Origin of the sequence: Serratia sp. H1w, from assembly GCF_000633355.1 — a bacterium.
Lineage (GTDB): Bacteria > Pseudomonadota > Gammaproteobacteria > Enterobacterales > Enterobacteriaceae > Chania.
In genome coordinates, this window is the sequence record NZ_AYMQ01000043.1 from 41,323 (window position 1) to 65,960 (window position 24,638).

Genomic DNA, 24,638 nt, shown 5'->3' on the forward strand with positions numbered 1-24,638 from the left:
GCAGCATGCTACACCCCTACGGTCGAACATTCCGATCAATACCCAATACGCAGTGGCTATCACCAAACCAATTGTGATCCATCGCACTGTTTTGCCTTCGCGGTTGGACATCTCCCTTCGGCTCAGTCTTTATCTACCTCATTGGCTATATTGATTTTTTCCTCTGAGGAATTTCCGATGCACAAACCCTTCAGTTATACGCTACTGGCTTCTTCGCTGTTATTTTCCCTCAACGCGCTGGCCCAACCGGCTGGTGATTTGCCGCTAATGCCTTGGCCACAGCAGGCCGAACTGGCGCAGCCGCAAGGCAAGCTGGTGCTGGATTACCTCTTATCGTTCAACGTTCAGGGGGACGATTTAGGGGAGGCGCAGGCACGTTGGCGCGACCGCCTGGAACGGCAAACTGGTTGGACGCTGGCCCCACAGGGTGAGAAAAACCAGGCCGCAACGATCAACATCATGATCAAACATCAGGTTGCGGCCCAGCCGCTGCCAGACAGCGATGAAAGCTACCAGCTCAAGGTAACGCCGCAGGGCGCGACGCTGACGGCCAACACTCGCTTCGGTGCGCTTCGCGGCATGGAAACGTTGCTGCAACTGGTGCAGACCGATGGCGAAAATACCTTTATGCCGCTGGTCAATATTACCGACGTTCCGCGTTTCCCTTGGCGTGGCGTGCTGTTGGATTCGGCACGTCATTTCCTGCCGGTTGAGGATATCCTGCGCCAGCTCGATGGCATGGCGGCGGCCAAGCTCAACGTTTTCCATTGGCATCTCACCGACGATCAGGGCTGGCGCTTCGCGTCCGAGCACTATCCAAAGCTCCAGCAACTGGCCAGTGACGGTCATTTCTACACCCGTGAGCAGATGCAGCAAGTGGTCGCCTATGCCACGGCACGGGGCATTCGCGTGGTACCAGAAATCGATTTGCCGGGACATGCGTCTACCATTGCGGTTGCCTACCCTGAACTGCTCAGTGCGCCGGGCCCGTACCAAATGGAACGCCATTGGGGCGTCCACAAGCCCACGCTCGATCCTTCGAACGACAAGGTTTATCAGTTTGTTGACAGCATCATCGGCGAATTGGTAGCGATCTTCCCGGATCCCTATCTGCATATCGGTGGGGATGAGGTAGACGCCACCCAGTGGAACAACTCTAAAACCATCCAGGCGTTTATGCAGCAAAACCAGTTGGCGGATGCGCACGCGTTGCAGGCTTTCTTCAACCAGAAACTGGAAAAGATCCTCGAACAGCATCAGCGCCGCATGGTGGGTTGGGATGAGATCTACCATCCGGCCTTGCCGCATAACATCGTGATCCAATCCTGGCGTGGGCCAGATTCTTTGGGAGCCAGCGCCCAGGATGGCTATCAAGGCATCCTCTCTACCGGCTTCTATCTCGATCAGCCACACAGCACCGCCTATCACTATCGCAATGAAATCTTGCCGCAGCCGCTGGGGGTTGATACCGAAGTGCAGGCTGGTGAGCAGGCGCAGAGCTGGCAGTTCAGCATGCCGCGTTTGAAAGGCAGCCCGGTGGAAGGCACCTTCACGCTGATCGAAGGCAAGCAGGGGTGGCGTGGCTTTATCGATTTCAAAGGCAAATCGCGCCGTGCGGTGCGGGAGATCGAATGGCGAACGCCAGAGCAGGTGACCTTCCGCATTGATACCTGGATGGGCGACACGCGTCCGGTATTCACTCTACAGCAGGATCAACTGAGCGGTTACACCCTGGTGGGCAACGTGCGTTACCCAACTAGCGGCAGTAAGCTGACGGCGATCCCGGCGGGCACTATGCCCGTGGTGCCGGATGAGCAGCATCAGGCCAATATTCTGGGGGGCGAAGCCGCCTTCTGGGCGGAAAACATTCGTGCGCCGGTGCTGGATGTCAGGATGTGGCCAAGGACCTTTGCCGTGGCGGAGCGTCTGTGGTCGGCCAAGGATGTGACCAATGAAGATAATATGTACCAGCGCCTGGCGGCGATAGACGCTTGGTCGGTGGTCTCTGTCGGCTTGCAGCAGCATGTTGAAACGGCACGCGAATTTACCCGTTTGGCTAACAGCGTGGATATTACACCATTGCAGATCCTGGCCGAAGCGGTCGAGCCGGGGCAGTATTACACGCGTCAGCATCTGAAGTTCAAAGCGGGTAATTATCACCAGTTTGAGCCGCTGAACCGCTTTGCCGATGCCATCCCACCGGAAAGTGCGGCGGTACGCGACCTCAATACTCAGGTAGCGTTGCTGCTTAAAGACAAGAACCATCGAGCAGCGGCGGAGGCGATCCGCGAACGCCTGCAACGTTGGCAGCGTAATGGCGCACCGGTGAAGCAGGCGATCGCCGGTAACGTGGTGATGAAGGATTTGGCACCGGTGGCGCAAGATGTCGGTACATTGGCCGATCTGGGATTGATGCTGCTGGAACGCTATCAGCAGGGTAAACCCTTGAGCAAAGCCGAGGCGGAACAGGCCCGGCAACAGTTGGATGCGGCGGCACAGATCCGGGATGAAGTGGTGATTGCCGCGGTATATCCGCTGGAAACGTTGTTGCGTGCAGTCGCGGTACAATAACTCCGGCAGGGGATGGCGCGGTTGCTGTCCCCTGATTTAAGACTGCGTCAGCCAACTGTCCCAGATGGGCACTGGCTGTAGCTGTTCCAGCAGAAAATCGATAAAAGCGCGTACCTTGGGATTGCTGTAGCGGCTAGGGAAATACAGGGCATACAGGCCGTGGGTCGGGTGGGTCAGTTTGTCGTCCAATGCCAGCGGCACCAAAGTGCCTTGCTCTATATGGTCGCCCAAAAGATAGGTGGGCAGATAGGCAATACCTTGATTCTCCAGAACCGATTTCAGCAACACCAGGCTGCTGTTGGCTTGTATCGGCGTGCGTGTCTTCAGATGGTGCGCGACACCCTGCTCATCAATGGTCTTCCACACTGGGGTTAAGCCAGGGTAAATCAGGCACTGGTGATGGGTTAAATCCTGAATGGAATGCGGCGTACCGTATTTTTCGAGATATTTGGGGCTGGCGCAATAGGCCCAATTGATCGTCGCTAATTTGCGCATTGCATAATTAACCGGCGGTTCTGATGATACGCGCAATGCGATATCAAAATTGGTTTCATTAAGATTAACAAAATTGTCGCTAAGGTTGATATATAAATCAACATCGGGACAACGCTCACGAAAATGATGCGCCAGCGTTGCCAAATGGGAATAACCAAAAGCCATCGAGCAGGTTATCCTTAATTCCCCATTAGGGTGATTATAGTAACCCGCGGTAGTGTTGAGCGATTCATTAAAGTCCAGCAACAGTTGAGTTGCCCGGTTGTATAAATATTGGCCGGGTTCGGTCAGCGTAAAGCTGCGCGTGGTTCTCTTCAGTAAAGTGGTGCCCAGCTGGCTTTCCAGCTGCGCCAGGCTCTTGCTGACCGCCGAAGGCGAGACGTTCAGGTGTGCGGCAGCCTCAGACAGCCCGCCACATTCCACAATTTTGACCAGAACTTCCAGTTGTTTTAACGAGGCTGGGCTGCTCATTTTTTCCTTTTGTTCATGAGTGATTTCTTTAAACGGTACGAATGCGCTATTACATCGCTTAGAACAAAATGACATTATTAATAACAGAATACGCTGTACCGTATTAGATCACAACCAAACACCCAGGGGTGACCTGTATCACACAAGTCACAATCTACTGTAGAAAAATAAAAAAGTGACTTAAGTCACATGAACAAAAAGATAAAAATAAGGAATTGAATATGTGGAAACGTTTAGAACCCTACAAATCATCATTTATTCTGCTATTTGCCTTAACGCTCGGGGGGATTGTCGGTATTTACGCGCCAGATATTGCGTTGAAATTACAGGCAATCGGTAAGATTTTCCTTAACCTGTTGTTTATGATTATCGTGCCGCTGGTCAGCGTTAGCGTCATGTCTTCCATCGCCAGCATGACCGACCTGAAAAAGCTCGGGCGCATTATGGGGGTGATCTTTGCCGTTTCCATTGTGATGGCACTGATACCAGCGGCCGGTATCGTCGGCCTGGCCACCTTGTTCAACCCGGCGCAGGGCGTCACCATCGAACTGGCGGAGAAGTTTAACGCTGGTGGCGGGAGCATGGATTTTGTCAGCATGGTGACCACCAACGACTTTGTCGGGCTGCTGTCCAAATCCAACATTCTGGCGCTGATTATCATGTCCGTGATTGCGGGCATCGCCATCGGCCAATCGGGTGAGCAGGGCAAACGGGTGTCCAACTCGCTCAACGATCTCAATACCATCATCATGAAGATCGTGTCGATCATCATGAAAGGGGCGCCTATCGGGCTGGGCTGCTACTTTGCTTCTACCATGGCCAGCCAGGATTCGCAGTTGCTGGTCACCTTTGACAGAGCCATCGGTCTGTTCTTTGCCGCCACGCTGCTGTACTACGTTTTTGGCTCCATCTTCTACTCCTGGGTTGGCGGCGGCATGCCTGCGATACGCGCCTTCTGGCGTAACGCTATCGAACCTTCGGCCACCGCGCTGGGCACCTGCTCCTCTCTGGGCACCTTGCCTGCCAATATTCGTGCAGCCAAAGCGATGGGGATCAACCCGGAAATCGTAGACATCTCCCTACCGCTGCTGGTAAACCTGAATAAGGGCGGTGTGGCGATGATTGCCGCACTCAAGATCGTGTTTATCTTCTCGGTGCTGGGGCTGGACTTCACGATGGAGACCTTCTTCCTGACGATGCTGATTTCCGTGCTTTCGGCGATTATCGTCGGTGGTGTCCCTGGCGGGGCTTTCCTAGGTGAGATCTTTATCGTCACCACGCTGGGTCTACCGTTGGAAACCATTCCGATGCTGGTGGTGCTGGGTACTATCACTGACGCGCCGGCCACGCTGATCAACGTGATACACGATCTCAATGCCGCACAAATTGTTGAGCGCTTTGCGGGCAAAAAGCCGCAACCCGCAGCTGTTAACGCCAGCCTTACGGATATGGCAGAAAAAATCGCATAAGGGTCGCGGCATAACCCTACACCATTGATTAACGAGAAAAGCAGGCAACTGATTATGACAGCTAAAAAAATAGAAACCGCCCTGGTCACCGCTGGCCGTAAGCCTCGATTTACCCAAGGATCGGTTAACCCGGTGATCCAACGCGCCTCTTCCTTAACCTTTGATACGGTGAAGGACAAGAAGTTTGCTACCGCCAACCGCGCCAAAGGCGAGTTATTCTACGGGCGCCGCGGCACCCTGACGCATTTCTCATTCCAGGACGCGATGGCAGAGCTGGAAGGTGGAGTAGGCTGTTCGCTTTACCCTTGCGGGGCAGCTGCGGTGACCAATGCCATTCTGGCGTTTGTCGCCAACGGTGACCATATCCTGATGACCGGCGCCGCTTATGAGCCGACGCAGGATTTCTGCAACAAGATCCTGAGCAAGCTGGGCGTAGCAACCACCTATTACGATCCGCTGATCGGTGCCGGGATTGCCGAGCTGATCAAGCCCAATACCAAAGTGCTGTTCCTTGAATCCCCAAGCTCCATCACTATGGAAGTTCAGGACGTACCGGCGATGGTGAAGGCGGCCCGGGCGATAAACCCTGAGATCGTCATCATGATCGATAACACCTGGGCGGCGGGCATTCTGTTCAAGGCACTGGATTTCGACGTGGATATTTCTATTCAGGCCGGTACCAAATACATCATCGGTCATTCCGATGCCATGCTGGGCACCGCCGTATCAAACGCCCGTTGTTGGGACCAACTGCGTGAAAACTCCTATCTGATGGGGCAAATGGCCGACGCGGATACCGCCTATAACGGCAGCCGTGGGCTGAGAACGCTGGGTGTACGCCTCAAGCAGCATGAGATCAGCAGCATCGCCGTTGCCGAATGGCTGGCGGCACGGCCAGAGGTGGAGCGGGTCAACCATCCGGCGCTGCCTTCTTGCAAGGGGCATGAGTTCTTCCAGCGTGATTTCAGCGGCAGCTGCGGATTGTTCTCTTTTGTGCTGAAGGCGCGGCTGACCAATGAGCAGGTCGCCCACTATCTGGACCATTTTGAGCACTTCAGCATGGCCTATTCGTGGGGCGGCTTTGAGTCGCTGATCCTGGCCAACCAGCCGGAAGAGCTGAACGAAATCCGTCCGGCAGCCAAGGTGGACTTTACCGGCACCTTAGTGCGCGTTCATATCGGTTTTGAGAATATTGACGACCTGATTGCCGATCTGGAAGCTGGTTTTGCTCGGTTGAAGTAACGGCAGTTTTGCGGGCCAGAAATGGCCCGCAATCATTCGTCTAAGCTTGCTGGGAAAGCGGTGTGATGCCCATTGAGCGTTGCAAGTAGCGCAACAGTTCCGTTTGTGTGAAGCGTGGCTCCTCGATACCGCTACCGTGCAAAAACTGTTTCACATGGCGGCAATCCCACTGATAGGTATCCTGATAGAGCTGTACCGTAGATTGCCCATCGATCATATTGTCCTTGAACAGGCTGAGCAGAGGGTAAAGCGGCGCTTGCGTGTCCCCCTCCCATTGCGCCAACCATTCGTTGAAGGGGGTTGCTGTGAATTGATAGCCAAAATGGGACTCGAGCAATGCAAAGAATCCCTTCAAGGTCAGGTTGTTGCGGTGCTCGTGGATCAGATTGAATTTTTTACCCAACGCCTGTGGATTGCGGCTGATATAGCCGATGGCGCGGGTCATGTAATCCACCGTGGTAAGTCCTTCACGCAGATCCCGTAAATCGGGCACCGTGCCACTGTCTATGCAGGTTTTTACCAGGCGTCCCCACCATTGGTAGCTGGCGCTTACCCCGGTTTGGCTATGGCTGGTGGCATAGCCTAGACGGAAGGTCATCAACGGCAGCCCTTGCGACGCCGCCAGATCGGCAATTTTTTCCATCACCCACTTGCTGCGCACATAGCCGATATCGGTGATCACTGCTGGTAGGTTCTGGTCAATATCATCACTCTCCAACATCACGCGCTTACCGGTATGCAGATGTCCCCAGCTGTACACGGAAATGGTCGAAAGCAACATCAGCGGCTTGGTACGTCGATGGGCGGTGAAGCGGATCACCTCGCGCAGGCCACCCACATTATCGTGCTTCATATAGGAATAGGGCTGGATAAAATTCACTGCGCTTGCGGAATGATAGACGATATCTACCCGCTGGCTCAGCGCTTCATACTGCTCGGTAGCCAAAGCGAATTTATCCTCTGCAACATTCCCCACCACGACGGAAATACGCGCCTGTTGCTCGGGCCTCAGGGCAATATGGTAGCGTTGTAACCGCTCCTGTAGCCGGCGGCTGGCTTTCTCCTGCGAGCTATCGCGGACCAGGCAAACGATCTCTGCTCTGGTAGTGTTCAGCAATTCGGCTAACAGGTGTGAACCGATAAAGCCGGTCGCACCGGTGAGCAGAATGGTATGGGGATCGCTGATTTGCCGCGGCTCATAGTGCGGATCGATAACGATCCCCGCTGGCAGGTAGATATCTTCTTGCAGCGCGCGGATCGGCTCCCGATCTTCGCTGGGCAACGCATGGCCTGCTCGCTCCTTGAGTGCCTGTGCCAGGCTACCGAACGTTGGATATTCATAGATATCCCGCACGTAGGTTTTCACCCCGGTCTGGCGGTTGATCGCCGTTGCCAGGCTAGCGGCCAGCAGCGAATGCCCGCCGATGGTAAAGAAGTTATCGTCAATGGCAATGTCGGGTAATGCCAGTAGCTGGCACCAAATATCGGCGATAGGCTGTTGCCAGTCATCAAGCGGCGCTGCGTCATGTTGGCGTTCAGGTAGCGTGGGGCGGTAGTTTTCCAGCAACGCAGCCTTGTTGGTTTTGCCATTAGCGTTAATGGGCAACTGTTCTACCAACTGATAATCGGCAGGCAGGAAGTAGTCTGGCAATGTGTCCTGTAACTGGCGTTTGATGGCTGCAATCGGGTTTTCAGTGGCGCGATCCGGTACCACAAAGGCCACGATCTTTTTATCCAGGGGATTTTCCGGCTGGGTCACCGTAGCGACGGCAGATTTCACACCGGGGACTTTGACCATCAGGCTTTCGATCTCCCCTAGTTCTACGCGGTTACCCCGGATCTTTACCTGCTCGTCGATACGGCCAAGATACTGAATGCGGCCATCCGGCAACCAGCGGGCCAGATCGCCGCTGCGATACAGGCGCTTACCAGGGAAATGGGCGGGGGTCAGGAACTTTTCCGCCGTCAACTCAGGGTTGTTCAGGTAGCCACGCGCCAAGCTGGTTCCACCGATGAACAGCTCGCCGGCTTGATCGCCACTGACAGGTTGCAAGCCTTCATGGAGGATCAGGATCTCGGTATCGGCTACCGGCGTGCCAATGGTGACAGGCGGGTTTTGCGTTGCACAGATAACCGGGTTATAGGTGGCAAAAATGGTCGCTTCGGTCGGCCCGTAGTAGTCCACCAGTTGATAGTTGATCTGGTCGAGTTTAACCGGGTGCAGCTTTTCCCCGGCGGTGAACAGATATTGCAGCGTTAGCGCCTCAGGCTGTGGGGCGCTAACAACCCCAGAAATCAGTACTGTGGGGACGAAGGCATGGGTGATCTGATGGTCAGCAAAGAAATCCAGCAAGGCCGTGGGCTGTAGCCGCACGTCTTCTTCTGGCAGAACCAGGGTCGCACCGCTGCACAGGGCTGACCAAATTTCCCATTGGGCGACGTCAAAACCAATGCCTGCGATCAAGGTTGAGCGGCTCTGGGCATTCATGGCAAAGGTCGTATTATGCCAGAGGATAATATTCAGCAATGAGCGATGAGATATCATTACGCCCTTAGGCGTTCCGGTGGTACCTGAGGTGAATATAATATAAGCCGTAGAATCAGGCTTTAATGGGGACATTAATGGTGATGATACTAATGAGTTTGATATAGTATCAATGGCAATAATTTCTCTGCCATCGGAATGAATAATATCTTGCAATGAGGCATTACTGATCAAGATGAGTGAGGCCTGACTCTGTTCGACAATAAAGCCTATGCGTTTGGCTGGATAGCGGGCATCAATCGGGATGTAGCTGGCTCCGGTCTTCACGATGGCCAACAGCCCGATCAGCATCTCCACTGTACGCAGTGCGACCAGAGGGACGGTATCGCCGGGGCGGATCCCTCGATGTTGTAGTAAGGCGCAAAGCCGGTTACTGGCCTCATCCAACTGTCGGTAAGTCAGAGTGGTATCTTTACTGACAATAGCGGGCTTATTTTTGCCATGGGAAAGCTGTTGGATAAAATAATCCAATACGGTAAGCGTCATATTTTTCTCCGAACGTTATTCACATATTATTTGCAAGTAGGGGTAACCCGGCCGAGGTGCCACTAATTATAGACGTGATTTTTATTTTTAAATTCGAGGGGAAGTAAAAAGAAGATTAGATGATGAATTTAATGAGGATAATAAAATTCCTATAAATAAATACGGCCAGCAAAGGCTGGCCGTATTCGAAGGATCTCGTGGCCGATTAACGGCGAACGGCGATGGCTTCGATCTCGATTTTCACGTCTTTTGGCAAACGCGCCACTTCCACGCAAGAACGCGCTGGGAACGAGGCGTTGTGCTCGGTGAAGAAGGCTTCATAGGCTGCGTTAACGGTAGCGAAATCGTTCAGGTCTTTGACGAAAACGGTAGTTTTCACGATGTCGCCCACTTTCAGGCCTGCGGCTTCCACGATCGCCTTCACGTTGTCCAGTGACTGGCGCGCCTGAGCGGCTACGTCATCGGGTACGGTACCGGTTTTTGGATCGACCGGGATCTGGCCGGAGGTGATGATCATGCTGCCCAGGTCAACGCCCTGCACGTAAGGACCAATGGCGGCTGGCGCGAGTTCAGTGCTGATATTACGTGACATTTAATCTCCTGATATCCCGTTGGGGTTTCAAACGGTAGTTTGAAACCCTTGGAGTAGAGTTATTTTCAGAAACTCCATTATAAGGGCTGGCCGCCAGATTAACAGCGGCTTCCCCGCGATATTAATCTGTCTGCAACACTACCTGATGATCGAACTCTTTCTCGCAGTAACGGCACTTGAGGTGCACTTCCCCGGCATGGGATTTGACGCTGAAACTCGAAGCCACCGGTTCGCTGCGGCTGATGCAGTTGCTGTTCGGGCAGGTCAGCACGCCGTCGATATGATCGGGCAGGCTGAGGGTCAGCTTACGCACCACTTCATAGTTATCGATACGGTTGACCGTAGCCTTCGGGGCGTACATCGCCAGCTGGTTGGCTTGCTGCTCGGTCAGGAAGGTGTTCTCGATCTTGATCAGATCCTTGCGGCCCAGCTCTTTGGAGGGCAGGTTCAGGCCGATGGTGATGCGCTGATCGGTGGCGGTCAGTTTGAACAGCGAAAGCAGCTTAAAGCCGATTTGCGCCGGAATATGGTCGATCACCGTGCCGCACTTGATCGCTTCAACCTGGAGTTTGTTATCGTGAGTCATGACGGTTCCCCCTTAAAGAGCCAATTCTGCGTTTAAAACCAGTGCCAACAGCGCCTGACGGGCGTAGATGCCGTTGCCCGCCTGCTGGAAATAGTGGGCGTACGGTGTCTTGTCCACTTCAATGGCGATCTCATCGATGCGTGGCAGCGGGTGCAGCACTTTCATATTGTCGCGGGCACCGGCCAGATCCGACGCACGCAGGATAAACTGTGCCTTCACGTTGGCGTATTCGGACGGATCCAGGCGCTCTTTCTGCACGCGGGTCATATACAGAATATCCAACTCTGGCACCACTTCTTCGATGCTGTTGTGGCGGCTGTAGGAGATACCTTTTTCGTCCAGCATCTTCAGGATATAGCCTGGCATTGCCAACGCTTCCGGCGCGATGAAGAAGAAGTGGTTACCTTCATATTTAGCCAGCGCCTGGGTAAGCGAGTGGACGGTACGGCCATATTTCAGGTCACCCACCATGGCGATATTGATATTGCTCAGGCGGCCCTGGGTTTCCTGGATGGTAAATAGATCCAGCAACGTTTGGGTCGGGTGTTGGTTCGAGCCATCCCCGGCGTTCAGCACCGGGATACCGCCAGCGAATTCAGAGGCCAGGCGAGAAGCGCCTTCCTGCGGATGACGCATCACGATGGCATCGACGTAAGTGCTGATCACCGAGATGGTATCGGCCAGCGTTTCGCCTTTTTTGCCGAGGGAAGTGTTGCTGCTGTCGGAAAAGCCGACCACCGAAGCCCCCAGGCGCTGGATAGCGGTCTCAAACGACAGACGGGTCCGCGTGGACGCTTCAAAGAAGCAACTGGCGATCACCTTGTGTTTGAGCAGCTCCGGCTGCGGGTGGGCTTTCAGGCTGGCGGCGGTATTGAGCACCAGTTCCAGATCTTCACGGCTGAGATCGTTGATAGAGATGATGTTCTTGCGATACAGCGGATTGGCCATGTTCACTCTCCTCGACACTTGCCCTTGGCGCGGGGCTTTTCAATGTAATAGCAATGCTTTGGACAAAAAAAAGCCCCTCAACGAGGGGCTTTAAATGATGATTGCTGCAACAGGGGAAATAACGGCAGTTGCCCGCCGATTGGCTGGCGGTTTTGTCGAGTGTGGCGAACAAAACAATGCGCGATTTTCATGCTTTCTCCTGGCAAATTGTCGCGCATTATACTCGTGCTTTTTTTCTCTGCAAGCGTAAAAACACCACTTTTTGCAATTTAGCAATCGTTTGGCTGGCCGAATCTGCCTTCTGGTTCAGTACCAGATGCGGCAATGTGACTCAACGTAGGGGCGCTGCATTGCTGCGCCCGTGTCAAGGTCAGACGCAGGGGGCTAATTTGTAGCACATACGGTCCCCTCTCCCTGTGGGAGAGGGTTAGGGTGAGGGGCCAGCCAATGCTTAGAACGCGGTGTCCAATTGTTCGATCACGTTGTAATCGTCGTCGATTAAAAACAGCGTCTTCCATTTATCAAACGTCAGGCATGGATGCGAGGTGGCAAACACCAGAATATCGCCCACCTGTACGTCGCTAACTGCTGGGCAAGTCAGCATGGCGTGCTGGTCCATGATGCCGATGGTGGTGAGACCCGTGATGTCGCTTTCTTGTGGCAGACCACGACGATAATGGGCGATCGGCTGCGGTAAACCGGCGTCAAAGGCGGCATCACGCTTGCCAAAGTTGACGATGATACGGCCCGGTTCAGGCACGGACTGTACCAACGCCACCAGTTCCAGCGCGGAGGTTAATTCACCTGCCAAATCGCAAGCATAGCTATCGCGAGCCAGTATGGCGTTCTGCGCTTCCTGGTAGATGCCTTGGTCGTGGGTGATATAGCAGCCTGGGCGGATCACGACCCGGCAGTTGTCCGGCAGGCTTTCGCTGCCCCAGACGTTGCATACCACGTCATACCAGGAAGAACCGGCTCCGGTCAGGATCATCTCTTCGTCGCCGAAACGTTGCTTCTGGTGTAACTCACGCAGCAAACCGGCGGCCTCACGCAGGAATTGTTCAATCTTCGGTTGGGCATCATCGCCGTGCATCACGCCTTCATACAGTTCAATACCTCTCAGGCGTAGGCCAGATAGTGTAGAGATCTCCTGTGCCAACTGCTGTGCCTGTGTCACGCTGCGGCAACCGCAACGGCCACCGGGTACGCCCAGCTCCAGCAGGATATCCAGCGTTTGGCCACGGCCACTAAAGAACTCGTCCAGCGCCAGCGCATTGCTCAGGCTGTCAACGCAGCAATAAAACGTGGTGGACGGGTGTTGCTCCTTAAGCTCGCTAATCAACTGCATGTTGGCTTTGCCCACCAGTTGGTTGGCCATCAACACCCGTGGCAAACCGGCTTCCATCGCCACTTTGGCCTGCCAGGCCGACCCGACGCCAATCGCCCAGGCACCGTGTGCCAGCTGACGCTGGAAAATCCAGGGGGTCATGGTGGTTTTACCGTGGGGGGCCAGGGAAACGCCGCGCGCATCGGCATAGCTTTGCATCCAGGCAATGTTGTTTTCCAGGCTGGAACGTTTGATGGCTACGGCCGGTAGACAGACGTCTTCATGCAGCAGGTTGGCGGTACCGTCTGCCGCCTGGAACATCACGGCAGCTTTATGGCTGATTAAACCGTCGTTTTGGTATTTCATAACATTATCCTTGGTTGTTCTATCTTGTTTTAAATACAGGTATCTATAGTTAAAACTATGATTTAGATAATTAATAAAAATTAATATTGCGTATTTGGGTACAAAGTATCAGTTTTAGATCTGCTTTTTGTGTAGTCTTCCACTGTTTTGACAGCTTGTAAATGGCAGAATTTAACCACTATGGGGTTGGGTCATGAGTATTGAGATCGACATCATCTCGCGCATTACCGAACGATTTATCGAACTGAGCGGTACGGAAAAACGCATTGCCCAGTTCATCCTGGACGACGTAGCAGCGGTAACGGCCCTGCCGATTGCCGAGTTTGCCCGCCAAGCCGGGGTGAGCCAGGCTTCAATCACCCGCTTTGCCAAGGCCGTTGGCTGCAAAGACGTGCGTGACCTGAAGGTGAAGCTGGCTCAGTCACTGGCGGTGGGGCAGCGGTTTATTCACGAAGAGCCGGATCTGGAAGGTATTCAGGGCATTTATGAAACCATCATCAATGTGCTGAACATCAACCGCCGGGCCATCGATGAGTCTGCATTGGCCAAAGCCGTCGACTGGCTAAGCGGCGCACGCCAAATCCTGGCGATTGGCATGGGCGGTGGTTCCACCATCTGTGCTGCGGAGGTGCAACATCGTCTGTTCCGCCTGGGGCTGCCGGTGATTGCCCAGAGCGATGGGTTGTTGGTGCGCATGATGGCCGCTGCGGTCAGTAAGAATGACGTGGTGATCGCACTTTCGCTGGGTGGGTATACCCAGGAAGTCGTAGAGAGTGCGGCGATCGCCCGGCAATACGGTGCCAAAGTGGTGGCGATTGCCCCGCCGGACACACCGTTAGCCCAGCAGGCCGATGTGCTGCTCGGCCTGGTCGTCCGGGAGAATGATTACATTTATAAACCCAGCACCTCGCGCTATGCCATGTTGGCGATGGTGGACGTGCTGGCAACAGAGTTGGCAATGGCGAATAAACGCCAATCCAGGGATCGGCTGCGGCGCATCAAACTGGCGCTAGACAGCCATCGTGGGGGGGCTAATCGGCAACCGTTAGGTGATTAGATCGGGTTACCCCTGCGACAACCAGAAGGGCTAAGACGCATGCAGTATCAGTATTTGTTCAAGAATGTCACCGTGGTAGACGGCAGCGGCGGCCCAGAATACCGGGCAGACGTGGCGGTGCAGGGCGATCGTATTGCGGCCATTGCGCCAGCGATTAACGCTCAGGCCGAAGTGGTGATCGACGGCACTGGCCGCGTGCTGTCGCCGGGGTTTATCGATGTGCATACCCACGATGATACCAACGTGATCCGCATACCGGAGATGCTGCCAAAAATCTCGCAGGGGGTCACTACGGTGATTGTTGGCAACTGTGGCATCAGTGCGGCAGGAGCAATGATCGGCGATCGGGTGCCAGATCCGATGAACCTGCTGGGTGAGAAAGAGCACTTTGTCTACCCTACGGTGGAAGCCTACCGGCAGAAAGTGGCCGAGGTGTGCCCGGCGGTGAACGTAGCGACGCTGGTGGGCCACACCATGCTGCGTAATAACCAGATGGCCGATCTGTATCAAGCGGCCAGCCCGCAGGAGATCAAGGGCATGCGTGCTCAACTGCGTGCGGCATTGCAGCAGGGGGCGTTGGGGTTAAGTACCGGTTTGGCCTATGCCACCGCCTTTGCCGCGCCGACCGAAGAGGTGATGGCGCTGGCGGAAGAGTTGGCCGCAGAGCAGGGGATCTATACCACCCATCTGCGTTCCGAGTTTGAACCTATTCTGGAGGCGATGGATGAAGCCTTCCGCATTGGCCGCCACGGAAAAGTGCCGGTGGTGATTTCGCACCACAAGTGTGCCGGTGCCAAAAACTGGGGCCGCACCAGGGAAACGCTGAAGCTGTTTGACCAGGTGCGTCAGAGCCAGGATGTTTCCTGCGACTGCTATCCCTATTCGGCCAGCTCATCGACGCTGGATATGAAACAGATCACCGATGAGTTCGCGATCAATATCACCTGGTCAGAACCGCATCCGGAAATGGCGGGTAAGTCGTTACAGGAGATCGCCCAACTGTGGCAGACGGATATCCACAGCGCGGGTAAACGCCTGATGCCAGCCGGAGCGATTTACTACAACATGGACGAGCAGGACGTGCGGCGGGTGCTGAGCTACCCGGTGACCATGGTAGGCTCTGATGGTTTACCCAACGATCCGATGCCGCATCCCCGTCTGTGGGGCGCTTTTCCACGAGTGTTAGGGTATTACTGCCGTGAGCAGGGGCTGTTCCCGTTAACGGTAGCGGTGCACAAGATGAGCGGCATGTCGGCGGCGCGTTACCAATTGCCGCAACGCGGCTTGATCAAGGAAGGGTATTTCGCCGATCTGGTGTTGTTTGATGCGGATACAGTGAAAGACAGTGCGACGTTCAGCCAACCGCAGCAGCCCGCCGAGGGGATTGAGGCGGTGTGGGTAAACGGCGTGAAAAGCTATGAGCAGCAGGCCGTAACGGGCCAGCGCGCCGGGCGGTTTATCTGCCGCCAGGGTAAATAGCGTCCCCCCTCACGTAGGGGCGCTGCATGCTGCGCCTGTGTTAAGGCCAGATGCGGGAGTAAAATTGTGGCACATTCGGTCCCCTCTCCCTTTGGGAGAGGGCTAGGGTGAGGGGGATAGCGGCACCAGCCCCATCATAAGAATCAGTAAGGAGAACACATGACGATTAAACGCTACGGCGCAGCAGGCGCTACCGGCACTGGCGGGCAACATCTGCCCTTTTCCCGCGCGGTAGAAGCCGGTGGTTGGCTGTATATTTCCGGCCAGACGCCGATGACCAACGGTGAAGTGGTTGAAGGTGGCATTGTCGAGCAGTCACGCTTGGCGATCCAAAATTGCCTGGATATCATGAGCGAAGCCGGTTATGCGCTGAAAGACGTGGTACACGTCAAAGTGATCCTGACCGACGCACGTTATTTCCAGTCATTTAATAAAGTCTTCAGCGAATTCTTTGCCGAGCATCCACCGGCACGCATTTGTGCCGTCGCCGATTTGGTGGTGGATTGTAAAGTTGAAGTCGATATTACCTGTTATAACGCTGCACGCATTAATAAATAACAACATTTCTAAAATATAAATATAGGGGTGGTTTTTACCACCCTTAACAATAATCATCTGATTTATTTCAGATGAGGCACGCTATTTCTTTATCTTTATTTCACCAGTATCCTACACTGACAGGATGTGAGCGATGAATAATTTATCTTTCCTTATATGGTTTGCCGTATATGCCCTCGCCATGATAATTCTTGGCTGGTATGTTTCACGTCACCAAAAGAATGGTGATGATTTCCTGCTGGGTGGCCGCTCTTTGCCGATGTTCCTGACGCTGGGTTCCACGGTCGGGACCATGGTTGGCACCGGCTCAAGCGTGGGTGCGGTAGGCTTCGGCTATCTGAATGGTTGGGCCGGCATGCTCTTCGGCATTGGTGGTGCGATTGGCATTTTATTGGTGGCCTGGCTGTTTGCACCGGTCAGAAAAATGCGTTTCATGACCATGAGCGAAGAGATCTCTTATTATACCGGCGGCAGTAAAATCGTTAAAAACGTCGTGGCTTTGCTGATATTTGTTGCCTCCATCGGTTGGCTCGGGGCACATATTTTAGGAGGCGGGTTATATTTGGCTTGGGCGAGTGGTATTGATATTAACGTCGCTAAAGTGATTATTGCTCTGGCCTTTGTGGTTTACGTCGGGATCGGCGGCTACTCTGCCGTGGTGTGGATCGATACCATACAGTCGATTGTGTTATTCCTCGGCTTTATTTTAATGGCCGTGTTGGCGGTACAGCACGTCGGCGGTTGGGAAAATATCAAGCAAGCGGTGGATCCGGCGGCACAAAGCCTGTTTGCCATCGATAAGCTGGGCATACTGCCTGCATTCTCCCTGGCCCTGGTGATCGGCGTGGGCGTGTTAGCAACGCCTTCCTATCGTCAGCGTATCTACTCGGCCAAGACCGTTTCATCGGTGCGACAGTCATTTACCATTACCGGCATCCTGTATCTGTTCTTCTCCTTCCTGCCAGCCATTATCGGCATGGCGGTCTGGACGATGAACCCGAATCTGGAAAACAGCGGCTTTGCCTTCCTGTTTGGTACCCAGGTGCTGCCACACGTGATTGCCATGGCGATCCTGGTGGCGGGCATGTCGGCAAATATGTCGTCCGGCAGCTCCGACGCTATTGCCGGTGTCTCTATTATCCTGCGCGATCTCTATACGTTATTTACCGGACGTATGCCGGAAGAGCAGCACGCCATCCGTCTTTCGCGCATCTTCCTGGTGTTGGTGATCGCCCTGGCGCTGGTCTTTGCCCTGACCTCCAACGACATCATTGGCTATATCACCAAGATGATCTCGATGATCATGTCCGGACTGTTTATCTGCTCGATCCTCGGGCGTTTCTGGCATCGCTTTAACTGGCAGGGGGCCATCGCCGCGCTGATTGGCGGGGCGGCCACCTCGATGGCAGTGCTGATGAACAGCAGCTGGCTGGCCTTCTGGGGCAACCCTTGCTTCCCATCCGTGATGTTCAGCCTGCTGGCTGCCGTTGTGGTCACGCTGCTGACACCGGCCAACCAGATGAGCCGTGAAGAAGCGCTGGATATGATCACCCGTGAGCGGGAAAACCGCCCGATCATCAAGGTGCCATTGGGTAAAAAAGCGGGGGTTACGGCGACACGAGACTGCTGATTTGCTACGTAGGGGGCGTAGCATGCTGCGCCCAGTTGTTACCCGTAATTCCTGCATCAGAGGTAAGACATGAAGGCCGATTATATCGCCGTTGATTGGGGCCCCAGCCAGCTACGGGCCTGGCGGATAGAAAGCGGAGAGTGCACGGCACAGCAGAGCGCTCCGCAAGGGATCAAGTTTGTGGGTTCCGGGCAGCATGAAGCGGTATTGAGAACGTTGTTAGCGCCCTGGTGGCAATGGATGGTGGCTGAGCAGGTGCCAGTATTGATGGCGGGGATGATTGGCAGCGATAGTGGTTGGTTGGACAGCGGCTATCAGGCCTTGCCGCTGGAGGTGAGTGCGATTGCCCAGGGATGTATTCCCGTGCCTACCTCATTGCCGATCCAGCTGTGGCTAAGGCCTGGCCTGGCATTGCGCCGCAAGGATCGGGCGAATGTGATGCGTGGCGAAGAGGTACAGCTGCTGGGCGCTCTGGCGTGCCTGCAAGCGGATATCTATCTGTTCCCAGGTACCCATAGCAAATGGGTAAAGCCAGTGCGTAAAGCGGATGAAGTCACGATTGAAAGCTTTACCACGGCGATGACCGGCGAACTTTATCAACTGTTGTTGCAGCACAGCCTGTTAGGTAAAGGGCTGCCTGGCGAGGGGGCGTTCGACCAGCCAGCGTTTACTCGCGGTGTGGAAGAGGCGCTGCAAAGCGACGAAGGGCTGATTAACCGCCTGTTCTACGCCCGTTCGCGTCGGCTGCTGGGCTTCATGCCGCCGGAGGCGGTGGCTTCGTGGCTATCGGGGGCGCTGATTGGTGAAGAACTGGCACAACTGGCTCGCCGCTGGCCAACCAGCAACACACTGGCGCTGGTGGGGGATGCCCCGCTGACCGGTCATTACCTTACCGCCTGCCAATTGGCGGGGTGGCAGGCAACGGTACTTGATGCACAGACTGCGATGTTGAACGGGTTCAGGAGGATTTATGCAGCCTTGTAAATTGCCGCTGGTGGCGATACTGCGCGGGATCACCCCGGAAGAGGTGCTGGAACATGCCCGCAACCTGCTGGCAGCCGGGTTCGAGATGATTGAAGTGCCGACCAACTCGCCGCGTTGGTTGGAAAGCGTGGAGTTATTACAACAGCATTATGGCAGCCAGGCCCATATCGGGGCCGGAACGGTGATTGATGACAAGAAGCTGGACCAGCTAATCGCCAGCGGTGCGCCGCTGATGGTGACGCCGAACACCAACCCAGCGCTGATCCGCCGTGCCAAAGCGGCCGGATTAATCACCTGCATCGGGGCCATGACGCCCAGCGAAGCGTTCGCCGCCTTGCAGGCTGGGGCGGATATTGTGAAAGTGTTCCCTGCCGCCATTATGGGGGCAGACTATGTGCGCGCATTGGTGAGCGTGCTGCCGAAAACCACCCAGTTGTATGCGGTGGGCGGTATCACCCCGGATAACCTGGCCGAGTATCTGGCGGCGGGTTATCAAGGGGCGGGGTTGGGATCGGATCTGTATCGGGCAGGCCAAACGGCAGAGGTTACTCTGCGTCAGGCGCAGCGTTTTGCCGCCGCCTGGCATGCCGCTACGGCTTAATCCTGCATATGCTCACCGGTCTGCAAGGCAGCCCGGTCATAATGCTGTACGATGTGGCCGCTCGCCATCAGGGCGGCCCGTTCGGACATATGGGCAATCACATCGCCATCGTGGCTGACCAGCAGGTAGGTCATACCATGCTCGCGCTTAAGATGGTTAAGCAGGTTGAGGATCTCTGCCTGCACCGACATATCCAGCGCCGAGGTAGGTTCATCCAACAGCAGCAACTTGGGTCGCAATAGCAGTGCACGGGCAATGGCAACGCGCTGGCGCTGCACGCCGGACAACTGATGGGGATAACGCTGCGCCGTAGCTGCATTAAGCCCGACCTGCCGCAAGGCTTCTTCGATCCGCGCCGGAATGTGTTTTTCACCGTGGATCTTCAACGGTTCACCCAGCGTGCGGGCAATCTGATGCTGTGGATGTAACGAAGCGTAGGGATCTTGGAATACCATCTGCACCTCGCGGCGTAATTGGCCGGTAAAGCGCTGCATCGGTTGCAGAGGTTGGCCAAGCAGTCGTATCTCACCGCGCCATTCGCGCTGCAAACCGGCCAGCACGCGCAGCACGGTGGATTTACCACAGCCGGAAGCGCCAATCAGGCTGAAGGTTTCCCCCGCCTCGACGCCAAAGCTCACCGACTCCACGGCAATCTTATGGCCGTTCCCCTGCGGAAAACTGACCTGTAAGTTTTCAATCTCAATCAGTGCCATGTTCACCCCGGCTAAAATCAATGCTGCGATCCAGCACCGGCAGATCCTGGCCGTAGGTGCTGGCATTCGGGCGGCAGGCCCACAGCGTGCGGGTGTAAGGATGGGTCGCTAGCGGCAGGTTGGCTGCGATCCCCTGATCGACCAGCTTGCCCTGATACATCACCAATACTCGATCGCAGCGTTCGGCCACCAGCGGCAGATCGTGGCTGATCAGCAATAGCCCCATGTTACGCCGCGTGGTTTGTTCGACGATCAGATCGAGGATCTGATTGCGTAATTTGGCATCCAGCGCCGAGGTTGGCTCATCGGCGATCAGCAGTTGCGGATCGTTGACCAGCGCAATCGCCAACATGGCACGTTGCCCCATGCCGCCGGAAAGTTGGCCGGGGTAGCTATGATAAAGGCCCTCGGGTAGGCCGACGGCGGCCAAGGCGTTTAGCACCCGCTCATGGCGATCGGCCCGGGTCAGCGCGTTATGTAGCACCAGGGATTCCTCGATCTGCTTGCCGATGCTACGCACCGGGTTCAGTGCATAGCGTGGATCTTGCAGCACCATGGCGATCTTGGCACCGCGCACCTCGTTCCACTGGCGTGGTTGAAGCTTCAGCAAGTCGGTTTGGCGGTAGTGCAGCTTGTCGGCGGTGACGATGCCCGGTTTGCGCACCAGCCCCATCAGAGCGCGGGCGGTCATGGATTTGCCGGAACCGGATTCTCCCACTAGCGCCACTTTCTCCCGGCCAATGCTGAGAGACAGGCCATCCACCACCTTGTGGCCGTTAAATTCGATACTCAGGTTGTGTGCTGCCAACAGTGGCTCAGTCATGATGCGGGTCCAGTAAGTCGCGCAGACCATCGCCCAGCAGGTTAAACGCCAGGCTGCTGATCAGGATCGCACCGCCGGGGATCGCAGCGATCCACCACTGATCGAAGATCACCTGCATACCGTCGGCAACCATCGATCCCCATTCCGCCATCGGCGGTCGGGCACCCAGCCCCAGGAACCCCAGACCGGCGGCGGCCAGAATGATCCCCGCCAGATCCAGCGCTAACCGAACGACGGCGGAAGGTAGACACATTGGCAAAATATGCCCCCACAGCAGGCGTGGTCCTTGAATTCCCATCATCTCGGCGGCGGCCAGGTAGTCGCTTTTACGCAGCAGTTGGATCTCGGCTCTGGCCTGGCGGGCATAGGCGGGCCAGGTCGTGAGCGCCAACGCCAGCGCGCCATTGACCAATCCCGGGCCGAGCATTGCCACAAAGGCGAAGGCCAGGATCAGCCGTGGCATCGACATCACCACGTCGGTAAAGCGCATTAGCACGCGCTCCAGCCAGCCGCCGTAGTAGCCGGAAAGTACGCCAATCAGCAGGCCGAGCGGCAGGGTGATCGCCGTGACCAGCAGCACCAGCCCAAGGGTCGGGCGAGTGCCGTAGATCAGGCGGGAAAGCACGTCGCGACCATAGCTGTCGGTGCCAAGCCAGTGGCCAGCTCCCGGTGGTAATAAGCGGTTGGCGGCGTTTTGCCAGTTAGGATCGACGGGTGCGAGCCAAGGCGCGAAGAGCGCAATCAGCACCAGTAACAGCAGGATAAAGGCTCCGCAGCTGGCGGAAGGTGAACGTTTAAGTAGTGTCATCGTCATTTCAGCCGCGCCCTCGGATCGAGCAAACGCACCAGCAGGTCGGTGAGATTGTTGATAATCACAAAGCACAGGCCGATTAGCAGCGTGCCACCCATGATGGCGGTAGTGTCCCCGGCAAATAGCGCGGTAGTCAGGTAACGGCCAATGCCAGGCCAGGAGAACACGGTTTCGGTCAGCACCGCCCCCTCCAGCATGCTGGTGTAGGCGAGTGCGATCACTGTCAACAGGGGGCCACTGATATTGGGCAGCACATGGCGGAACATGATGCGCATCTCGCTGGCCCCTTTGGCGCGAGCCAGGGTGATGTACTCTTTATTCAGTTCACTCAGGCAGGCGGAGCGGGTCAGGCGGGTAATGCTGGCTAACGAATAATAGGCCAACAGGCAGACCGGCAGCACCAGATGCGCCAGCGCATTACGTACCGCCCCCGCATCGCCGGAAAGCCAGGTATCGATCAGCGCGAAGCCGGTTTTGGCCTCGACGGTGTATTGGAAGATATCGTCCAACCGTCCCGGCCCGGCACTCCACTGGAGTTTGGCGTAGAACAGTAACAGCATCAGCAGCCCCAGCCAGAAGATCGGGACCGAGTTGCCGAGCAGGGTAATAAAACGTACGCCGATATCCAGTTTGCTACCGGCAAAGCGCGCGCACAACACACCAGCCAGCACGCCGAGTGGGGCGCCGATAGCCAACGACAGCGTGGCCAGTTCCAGCGTAGCGGGGAAGGCATGCAGCAGATCCTGCAACACCGGTTGGCCGGTGGCGCTGGCGGTGCCGAGATCGCCATGGGCCAACCGCTCCAGATAGTGCCAGAACTGCACCGGCAAAGAGCGATCCAGGCCAAGCTGCTGCTTTACCTGCTCATAGGTGGCGGCGCTGGCGTGATCGCCGACGATCTGCAACACGCGATCCACTGGCGACAGGGCAGACAGCAGGAAGGTGATCAACAACAGGCCGAACAGGGTCAACGCCAGCGTAAGCAGCCCCTGCGCCAGACCCCAAAGACGACGCCGGGAACGGCTCCCCGGCGTGGATTTAATTGCTACCGACATGACAATCCTGGTTATTTGCTAACGCGATCGTAATAGACCATATCCGCATTCAGGCCCTGTTGGTAGCCTTTGACGTTATCGCGCAGTACCACCTGCGTTTTAGCCTGATCGATAAACACATACGGCGAGCTACGCTGCAATTCCTGCTGCATGGCGGTATAGAGCGCGGTGCGTTTGGCCGGGTCGGCTTCGGCAACTGCCGCCAGCGTTTGCTTGCTCAGCTCAGGGATCTGCCAGCTGTTCAGTCCGGCAACCGTGCTGCTTTTGCCGTCGTTATAGGCAAAGGCGCTGGCGTTGGAGTGCGCATCGAAGTAATCCGGGATCCACAAGCTGATCGCCGCCTGATGCTGCTTGGCACGTACGCGGGCGTACACTTGGCTACCGGCGGCAGGCAGTAGATCGAGCTTCACGCCACCTTGGGCAAAGCTGGCCTGCAACGACTGGGCGATGGTGATAAACGGTGGTTTGTTTTCCACGTCCAGCGTCAGGCTGGCATTGGTGATACCGGCTTTGGCCAGGATCGCCTTGGCTTTGGCAGGGTCGAAGCTGAACGGATTATCTTCCAGCGCCCCCGGCAGGCCAACCGGTAGGAAGCTCTGATGGACGAAGTATTGTCCTTTCAGCAGATCCTTGGTGATGCCCTGATAATCAACCAGATAGCGCGCAGCCTCCCAGAATGCCGAGTTATTCAGCAGCGGGTTGGCTTTGTTGCCGGTGTTGAACACCAGATAGTTCTGCTCGGCGGAAGGGATTTCCAGCACCTTCACCCCGGCCTGGCTTTTCAGCGCTGCGGTCTGATCCGGGCTGAGTTCACGCGCCACGTCGGCATCCCCTTGCTGGATCAGCAGGCGGCGCGCGCTTGGGTCTGGCACGTTTTTGATAATGATATTGCTCAGCAGCGGCTTATCGCCTGGTGAGGTTGGGTTGGCGTCCAGCACGATCGCCTGATGCGGTTGATACACGCGCATCTTGAACGGGCCGCTACCGGCAGAGTGCATCTTCAACCAGGCATTACCGAAGTCGTCGCCCTTCACGTTAGGCTGCACGGCTTTGCTATCGACGATCGAGGCGATCGGCGTGGAAAGAATATTCAGGGCGACCGCCGGGCTGACGTCTGCCGTCCAGCTCAGTTGCACGGTATGGTCGTCGATCTTCTTCAACTGCTGTTCGATATTATCGGGCTGCCAGCCGAGCACGTTGAGGATAAACGCCGGTGACTTGTTCATCTTCACCGCGCGGGTATAGGAGAAAATCACGTCGTCGGCGGTCAGTGGATTACCGGAAGCAAACGCTGCCTGTGGACGTAGCTTGACCGTCAGGGTCTTGGCGGCGGCATCATCTTGCCAGCTTTCTGCCAGCACCGGGATCACCTTGGCTGGATTATCACGGTCGGCCTGTACCAGACGTTGATAAAGGCTGGGAACGGTCTGGATACTGGAGAGTTCATTGGCCTCAGCCGGATCCAGGCTGACGATATCGTCGAGTGACTGCACCACCACCAGCGTATTCGGCGGTGTTGCTGCCAGTGCGGTAGTGGAGAGGGCGGCCAGAATAAACAGCGGCAAGACTTTGGCTTTCATAGACGTTTTCCCTTAAATGTGCCGGTAAACCAGAACGGAGAAGAGGTGGTTCTCATTGTTTTTTTACGGCATTTCCGCCGCCAGAGTGCCACGGTAGAACGCCGCTAAAAAACAGGCAAAGGCCAAACAGTTATTAACTATAACGAAAAAGACTATAGAACCTGGCGGGAGGAATGACTAGAGATAGGAAGGGTTGAGAATGCTGACAAACCTACGCAGGACTCACACGTAGATACTCTGTTAAGCGTC

Annotated in this window: 20 protein-coding genes; 9 read left to right on the forward strand and 11 right to left on the reverse strand. The window is 55.8% G+C overall.

What is annotated here, in order from left to right; genetic code table 11:
• Positions 1-177 precede the first annotated feature (177 nt).
• Positions 178-2,571, forward strand: a complete 2,394-nt coding sequence (locus U869_RS0108530; protein ID WP_025121680.1) for a beta-N-acetylhexosaminidase — start codon at positions 178-180, stop codon at positions 2,569-2,571.
• Between the two features lie 36 nt (positions 2,572-2,607).
• Here U869_RS0108530 and U869_RS0108535 read toward each other — a convergent pair whose 3' ends face one another.
• Positions 2,608-3,537 (reverse strand): LysR family transcriptional regulator, encoded by a 930-nt coding sequence (locus U869_RS0108535; protein WP_025121681.1) that lies wholly within the window; start codon positions 3,535-3,537, stop codon positions 2,608-2,610.
• Positions 3,538-3,758: 221 nt separating this feature from the next.
• Between U869_RS0108535 and U869_RS0108540 the strand changes: the two genes are divergently transcribed.
• Both U869_RS0108540 and metC read left to right on the forward strand, forming a co-directional pair.
• Positions 3,759-5,006, forward strand: coding sequence for a dicarboxylate/amino acid:cation symporter (locus tag U869_RS0108540; protein WP_025121682.1), 1,248 nt, complete (start codon positions 3,759-3,761; stop codon positions 5,004-5,006).
• Between the two features lie 54 nt (positions 5,007-5,060).
• Positions 5,061-6,248: a cystathionine beta-lyase gene (gene metC / locus U869_RS0108545; protein WP_025121683.1), complete on the forward strand. Its 1,188-nt coding sequence runs from the start codon at positions 5,061-5,063 to the stop codon at positions 6,246-6,248.
• Positions 6,249-6,288: 40 nt separating this feature from the next.
• Here metC and U869_RS0108550 read toward each other — a convergent pair whose 3' ends face one another.
• The 5 genes from U869_RS0108550 to U869_RS0108570 all read right to left on the reverse strand — a co-directional run bounded on the left by U869_RS0108550 (position 6,289) and on the right by U869_RS0108570 (position 13,098).
• The gene (locus U869_RS0108550) at positions 6,289-9,279 is read right to left on the reverse strand and encodes an amino acid adenylation domain-containing protein (RefSeq protein ID WP_025121684.1); all 2,991 of its coding nucleotides are present in this window, start codon (positions 9,277-9,279) and stop codon (positions 6,289-6,291) included.
• Positions 9,280-9,484: 205 nt separating this feature from the next.
• A complete protein-coding gene (gene ridA / locus U869_RS0108555; RefSeq protein WP_025121685.1) occupies positions 9,485-9,871 on the reverse strand; it encodes a 2-iminobutanoate/2-iminopropanoate deaminase in 387 nt (128 codons plus the stop codon).
• 121 nt (positions 9,872-9,992) lie between these two features.
• On the reverse strand, positions 9,993-10,457 hold the full coding sequence (pyrI, locus tag U869_RS0108560; RefSeq protein ID WP_021807800.1) for an aspartate carbamoyltransferase regulatory subunit: 465 nt from the start codon (positions 10,455-10,457) through the stop codon (positions 9,993-9,995).
• A 12-nt stretch (positions 10,458-10,469) separates the two neighbouring features.
• Complete coding sequence (gene pyrB / locus U869_RS0108565) at positions 10,470-11,405, reverse strand: aspartate carbamoyltransferase (protein WP_025121686.1); 936 nt, start codon at positions 11,403-11,405, stop codon at positions 10,470-10,472.
• Between the two features lie 451 nt (positions 11,406-11,856).
• Positions 11,857-13,098, reverse strand: coding sequence for an amino acid deaminase (locus tag U869_RS0108570; protein WP_025121687.1), 1,242 nt, complete (start codon positions 13,096-13,098; stop codon positions 11,857-11,859).
• 193 nt (positions 13,099-13,291) lie between these two features.
• Between U869_RS0108570 and U869_RS0108575 the strand changes: the two genes are divergently transcribed.
• The 6 genes from U869_RS0108575 (at position 13,292) to U869_RS0108600 (ending at position 19,407) form a co-directional block, all read left to right on the forward strand.
• Positions 13,292-14,155, forward strand: a complete 864-nt coding sequence (locus tag U869_RS0108575; protein ID WP_025121688.1) for a MurR/RpiR family transcriptional regulator — start codon at positions 13,292-13,294, stop codon at positions 14,153-14,155.
• A gap of 39 nt (positions 14,156-14,194) precedes the next feature.
• Positions 14,195-15,634: an amidohydrolase family protein gene (locus U869_RS0108580; protein ID WP_025121689.1), complete on the forward strand. Its 1,440-nt coding sequence runs from the start codon at positions 14,195-14,197 to the stop codon at positions 15,632-15,634.
• Between the two features lie 159 nt (positions 15,635-15,793).
• Positions 15,794-16,192, forward strand: coding sequence for a RidA family protein (locus tag U869_RS0108585; protein ID WP_025121690.1), 399 nt, complete (start codon positions 15,794-15,796; stop codon positions 16,190-16,192).
• A 133-nt stretch (positions 16,193-16,325) separates the two neighbouring features.
• A complete protein-coding gene (locus tag U869_RS0108590) occupies positions 16,326-17,822 on the forward strand; it encodes a sodium:solute symporter family protein (RefSeq protein WP_025121691.1) in 1,497 nt (498 codons plus the stop codon).
• 69 nt (positions 17,823-17,891) lie between these two features.
• Positions 17,892-18,806 (forward strand): 2-dehydro-3-deoxygalactonokinase, encoded by a 915-nt coding sequence (locus tag U869_RS0108595; protein ID WP_025121692.1) that lies wholly within the window; start codon positions 17,892-17,894, stop codon positions 18,804-18,806.
• Complete coding sequence (locus U869_RS0108600; protein ID WP_025121693.1) at positions 18,793-19,407, forward strand: 2-dehydro-3-deoxy-6-phosphogalactonate aldolase; 615 nt, start codon at positions 18,793-18,795, stop codon at positions 19,405-19,407. Before U869_RS0108595 ends, U869_RS0108600 begins: the two co-directional genes overlap by 14 nt.
• On the opposite strand, the gene U869_RS0108605 is transcribed toward U869_RS0108600, so the two are convergent.
• The 5 genes from U869_RS0108605 to U869_RS0108625 are packed head-to-tail and all read right to left on the reverse strand — an operon-like array spanning position 19,404 to position 24,389.
• The gene (locus U869_RS0108605) at positions 19,404-20,120 is read right to left on the reverse strand and encodes an ABC transporter ATP-binding protein (protein ID WP_025121694.1); all 717 of its coding nucleotides are present in this window, start codon (positions 20,118-20,120) and stop codon (positions 19,404-19,406) included. The genes U869_RS0108600 and U869_RS0108605 overlap by 4 nt on opposite strands.
• Positions 20,107-20,943, reverse strand: a complete 837-nt coding sequence (locus U869_RS0108610; protein ID WP_025121695.1) for an ABC transporter ATP-binding protein — start codon at positions 20,941-20,943, stop codon at positions 20,107-20,109. Before U869_RS0108610 ends, U869_RS0108605 begins: the two co-directional genes overlap by 14 nt.
• Positions 20,936-21,751 carry an ABC transporter permease gene (locus U869_RS0108615; protein ID WP_025121696.1) on the reverse strand — a complete coding sequence of 272 codons (816 nt, stop codon included), beginning with the start codon at positions 21,749-21,751 and terminating at the stop codon, positions 20,936-20,938. Before U869_RS0108615 ends, U869_RS0108610 begins: the two co-directional genes overlap by 8 nt.
• Before the next feature lie 2 nt (positions 21,752-21,753).
• Positions 21,754-22,809: an ABC transporter permease gene (locus tag U869_RS0108620; protein ID WP_025121697.1), complete on the reverse strand. Its 1,056-nt coding sequence runs from the start codon at positions 22,807-22,809 to the stop codon at positions 21,754-21,756.
• Between the two features lie 11 nt (positions 22,810-22,820).
• Positions 22,821-24,389 (reverse strand): ABC transporter substrate-binding protein, encoded by a 1,569-nt coding sequence (locus U869_RS0108625; protein ID WP_025121698.1) that lies wholly within the window; start codon positions 24,387-24,389, stop codon positions 22,821-22,823.
• Positions 24,390-24,638 lie beyond the last annotated feature (249 nt).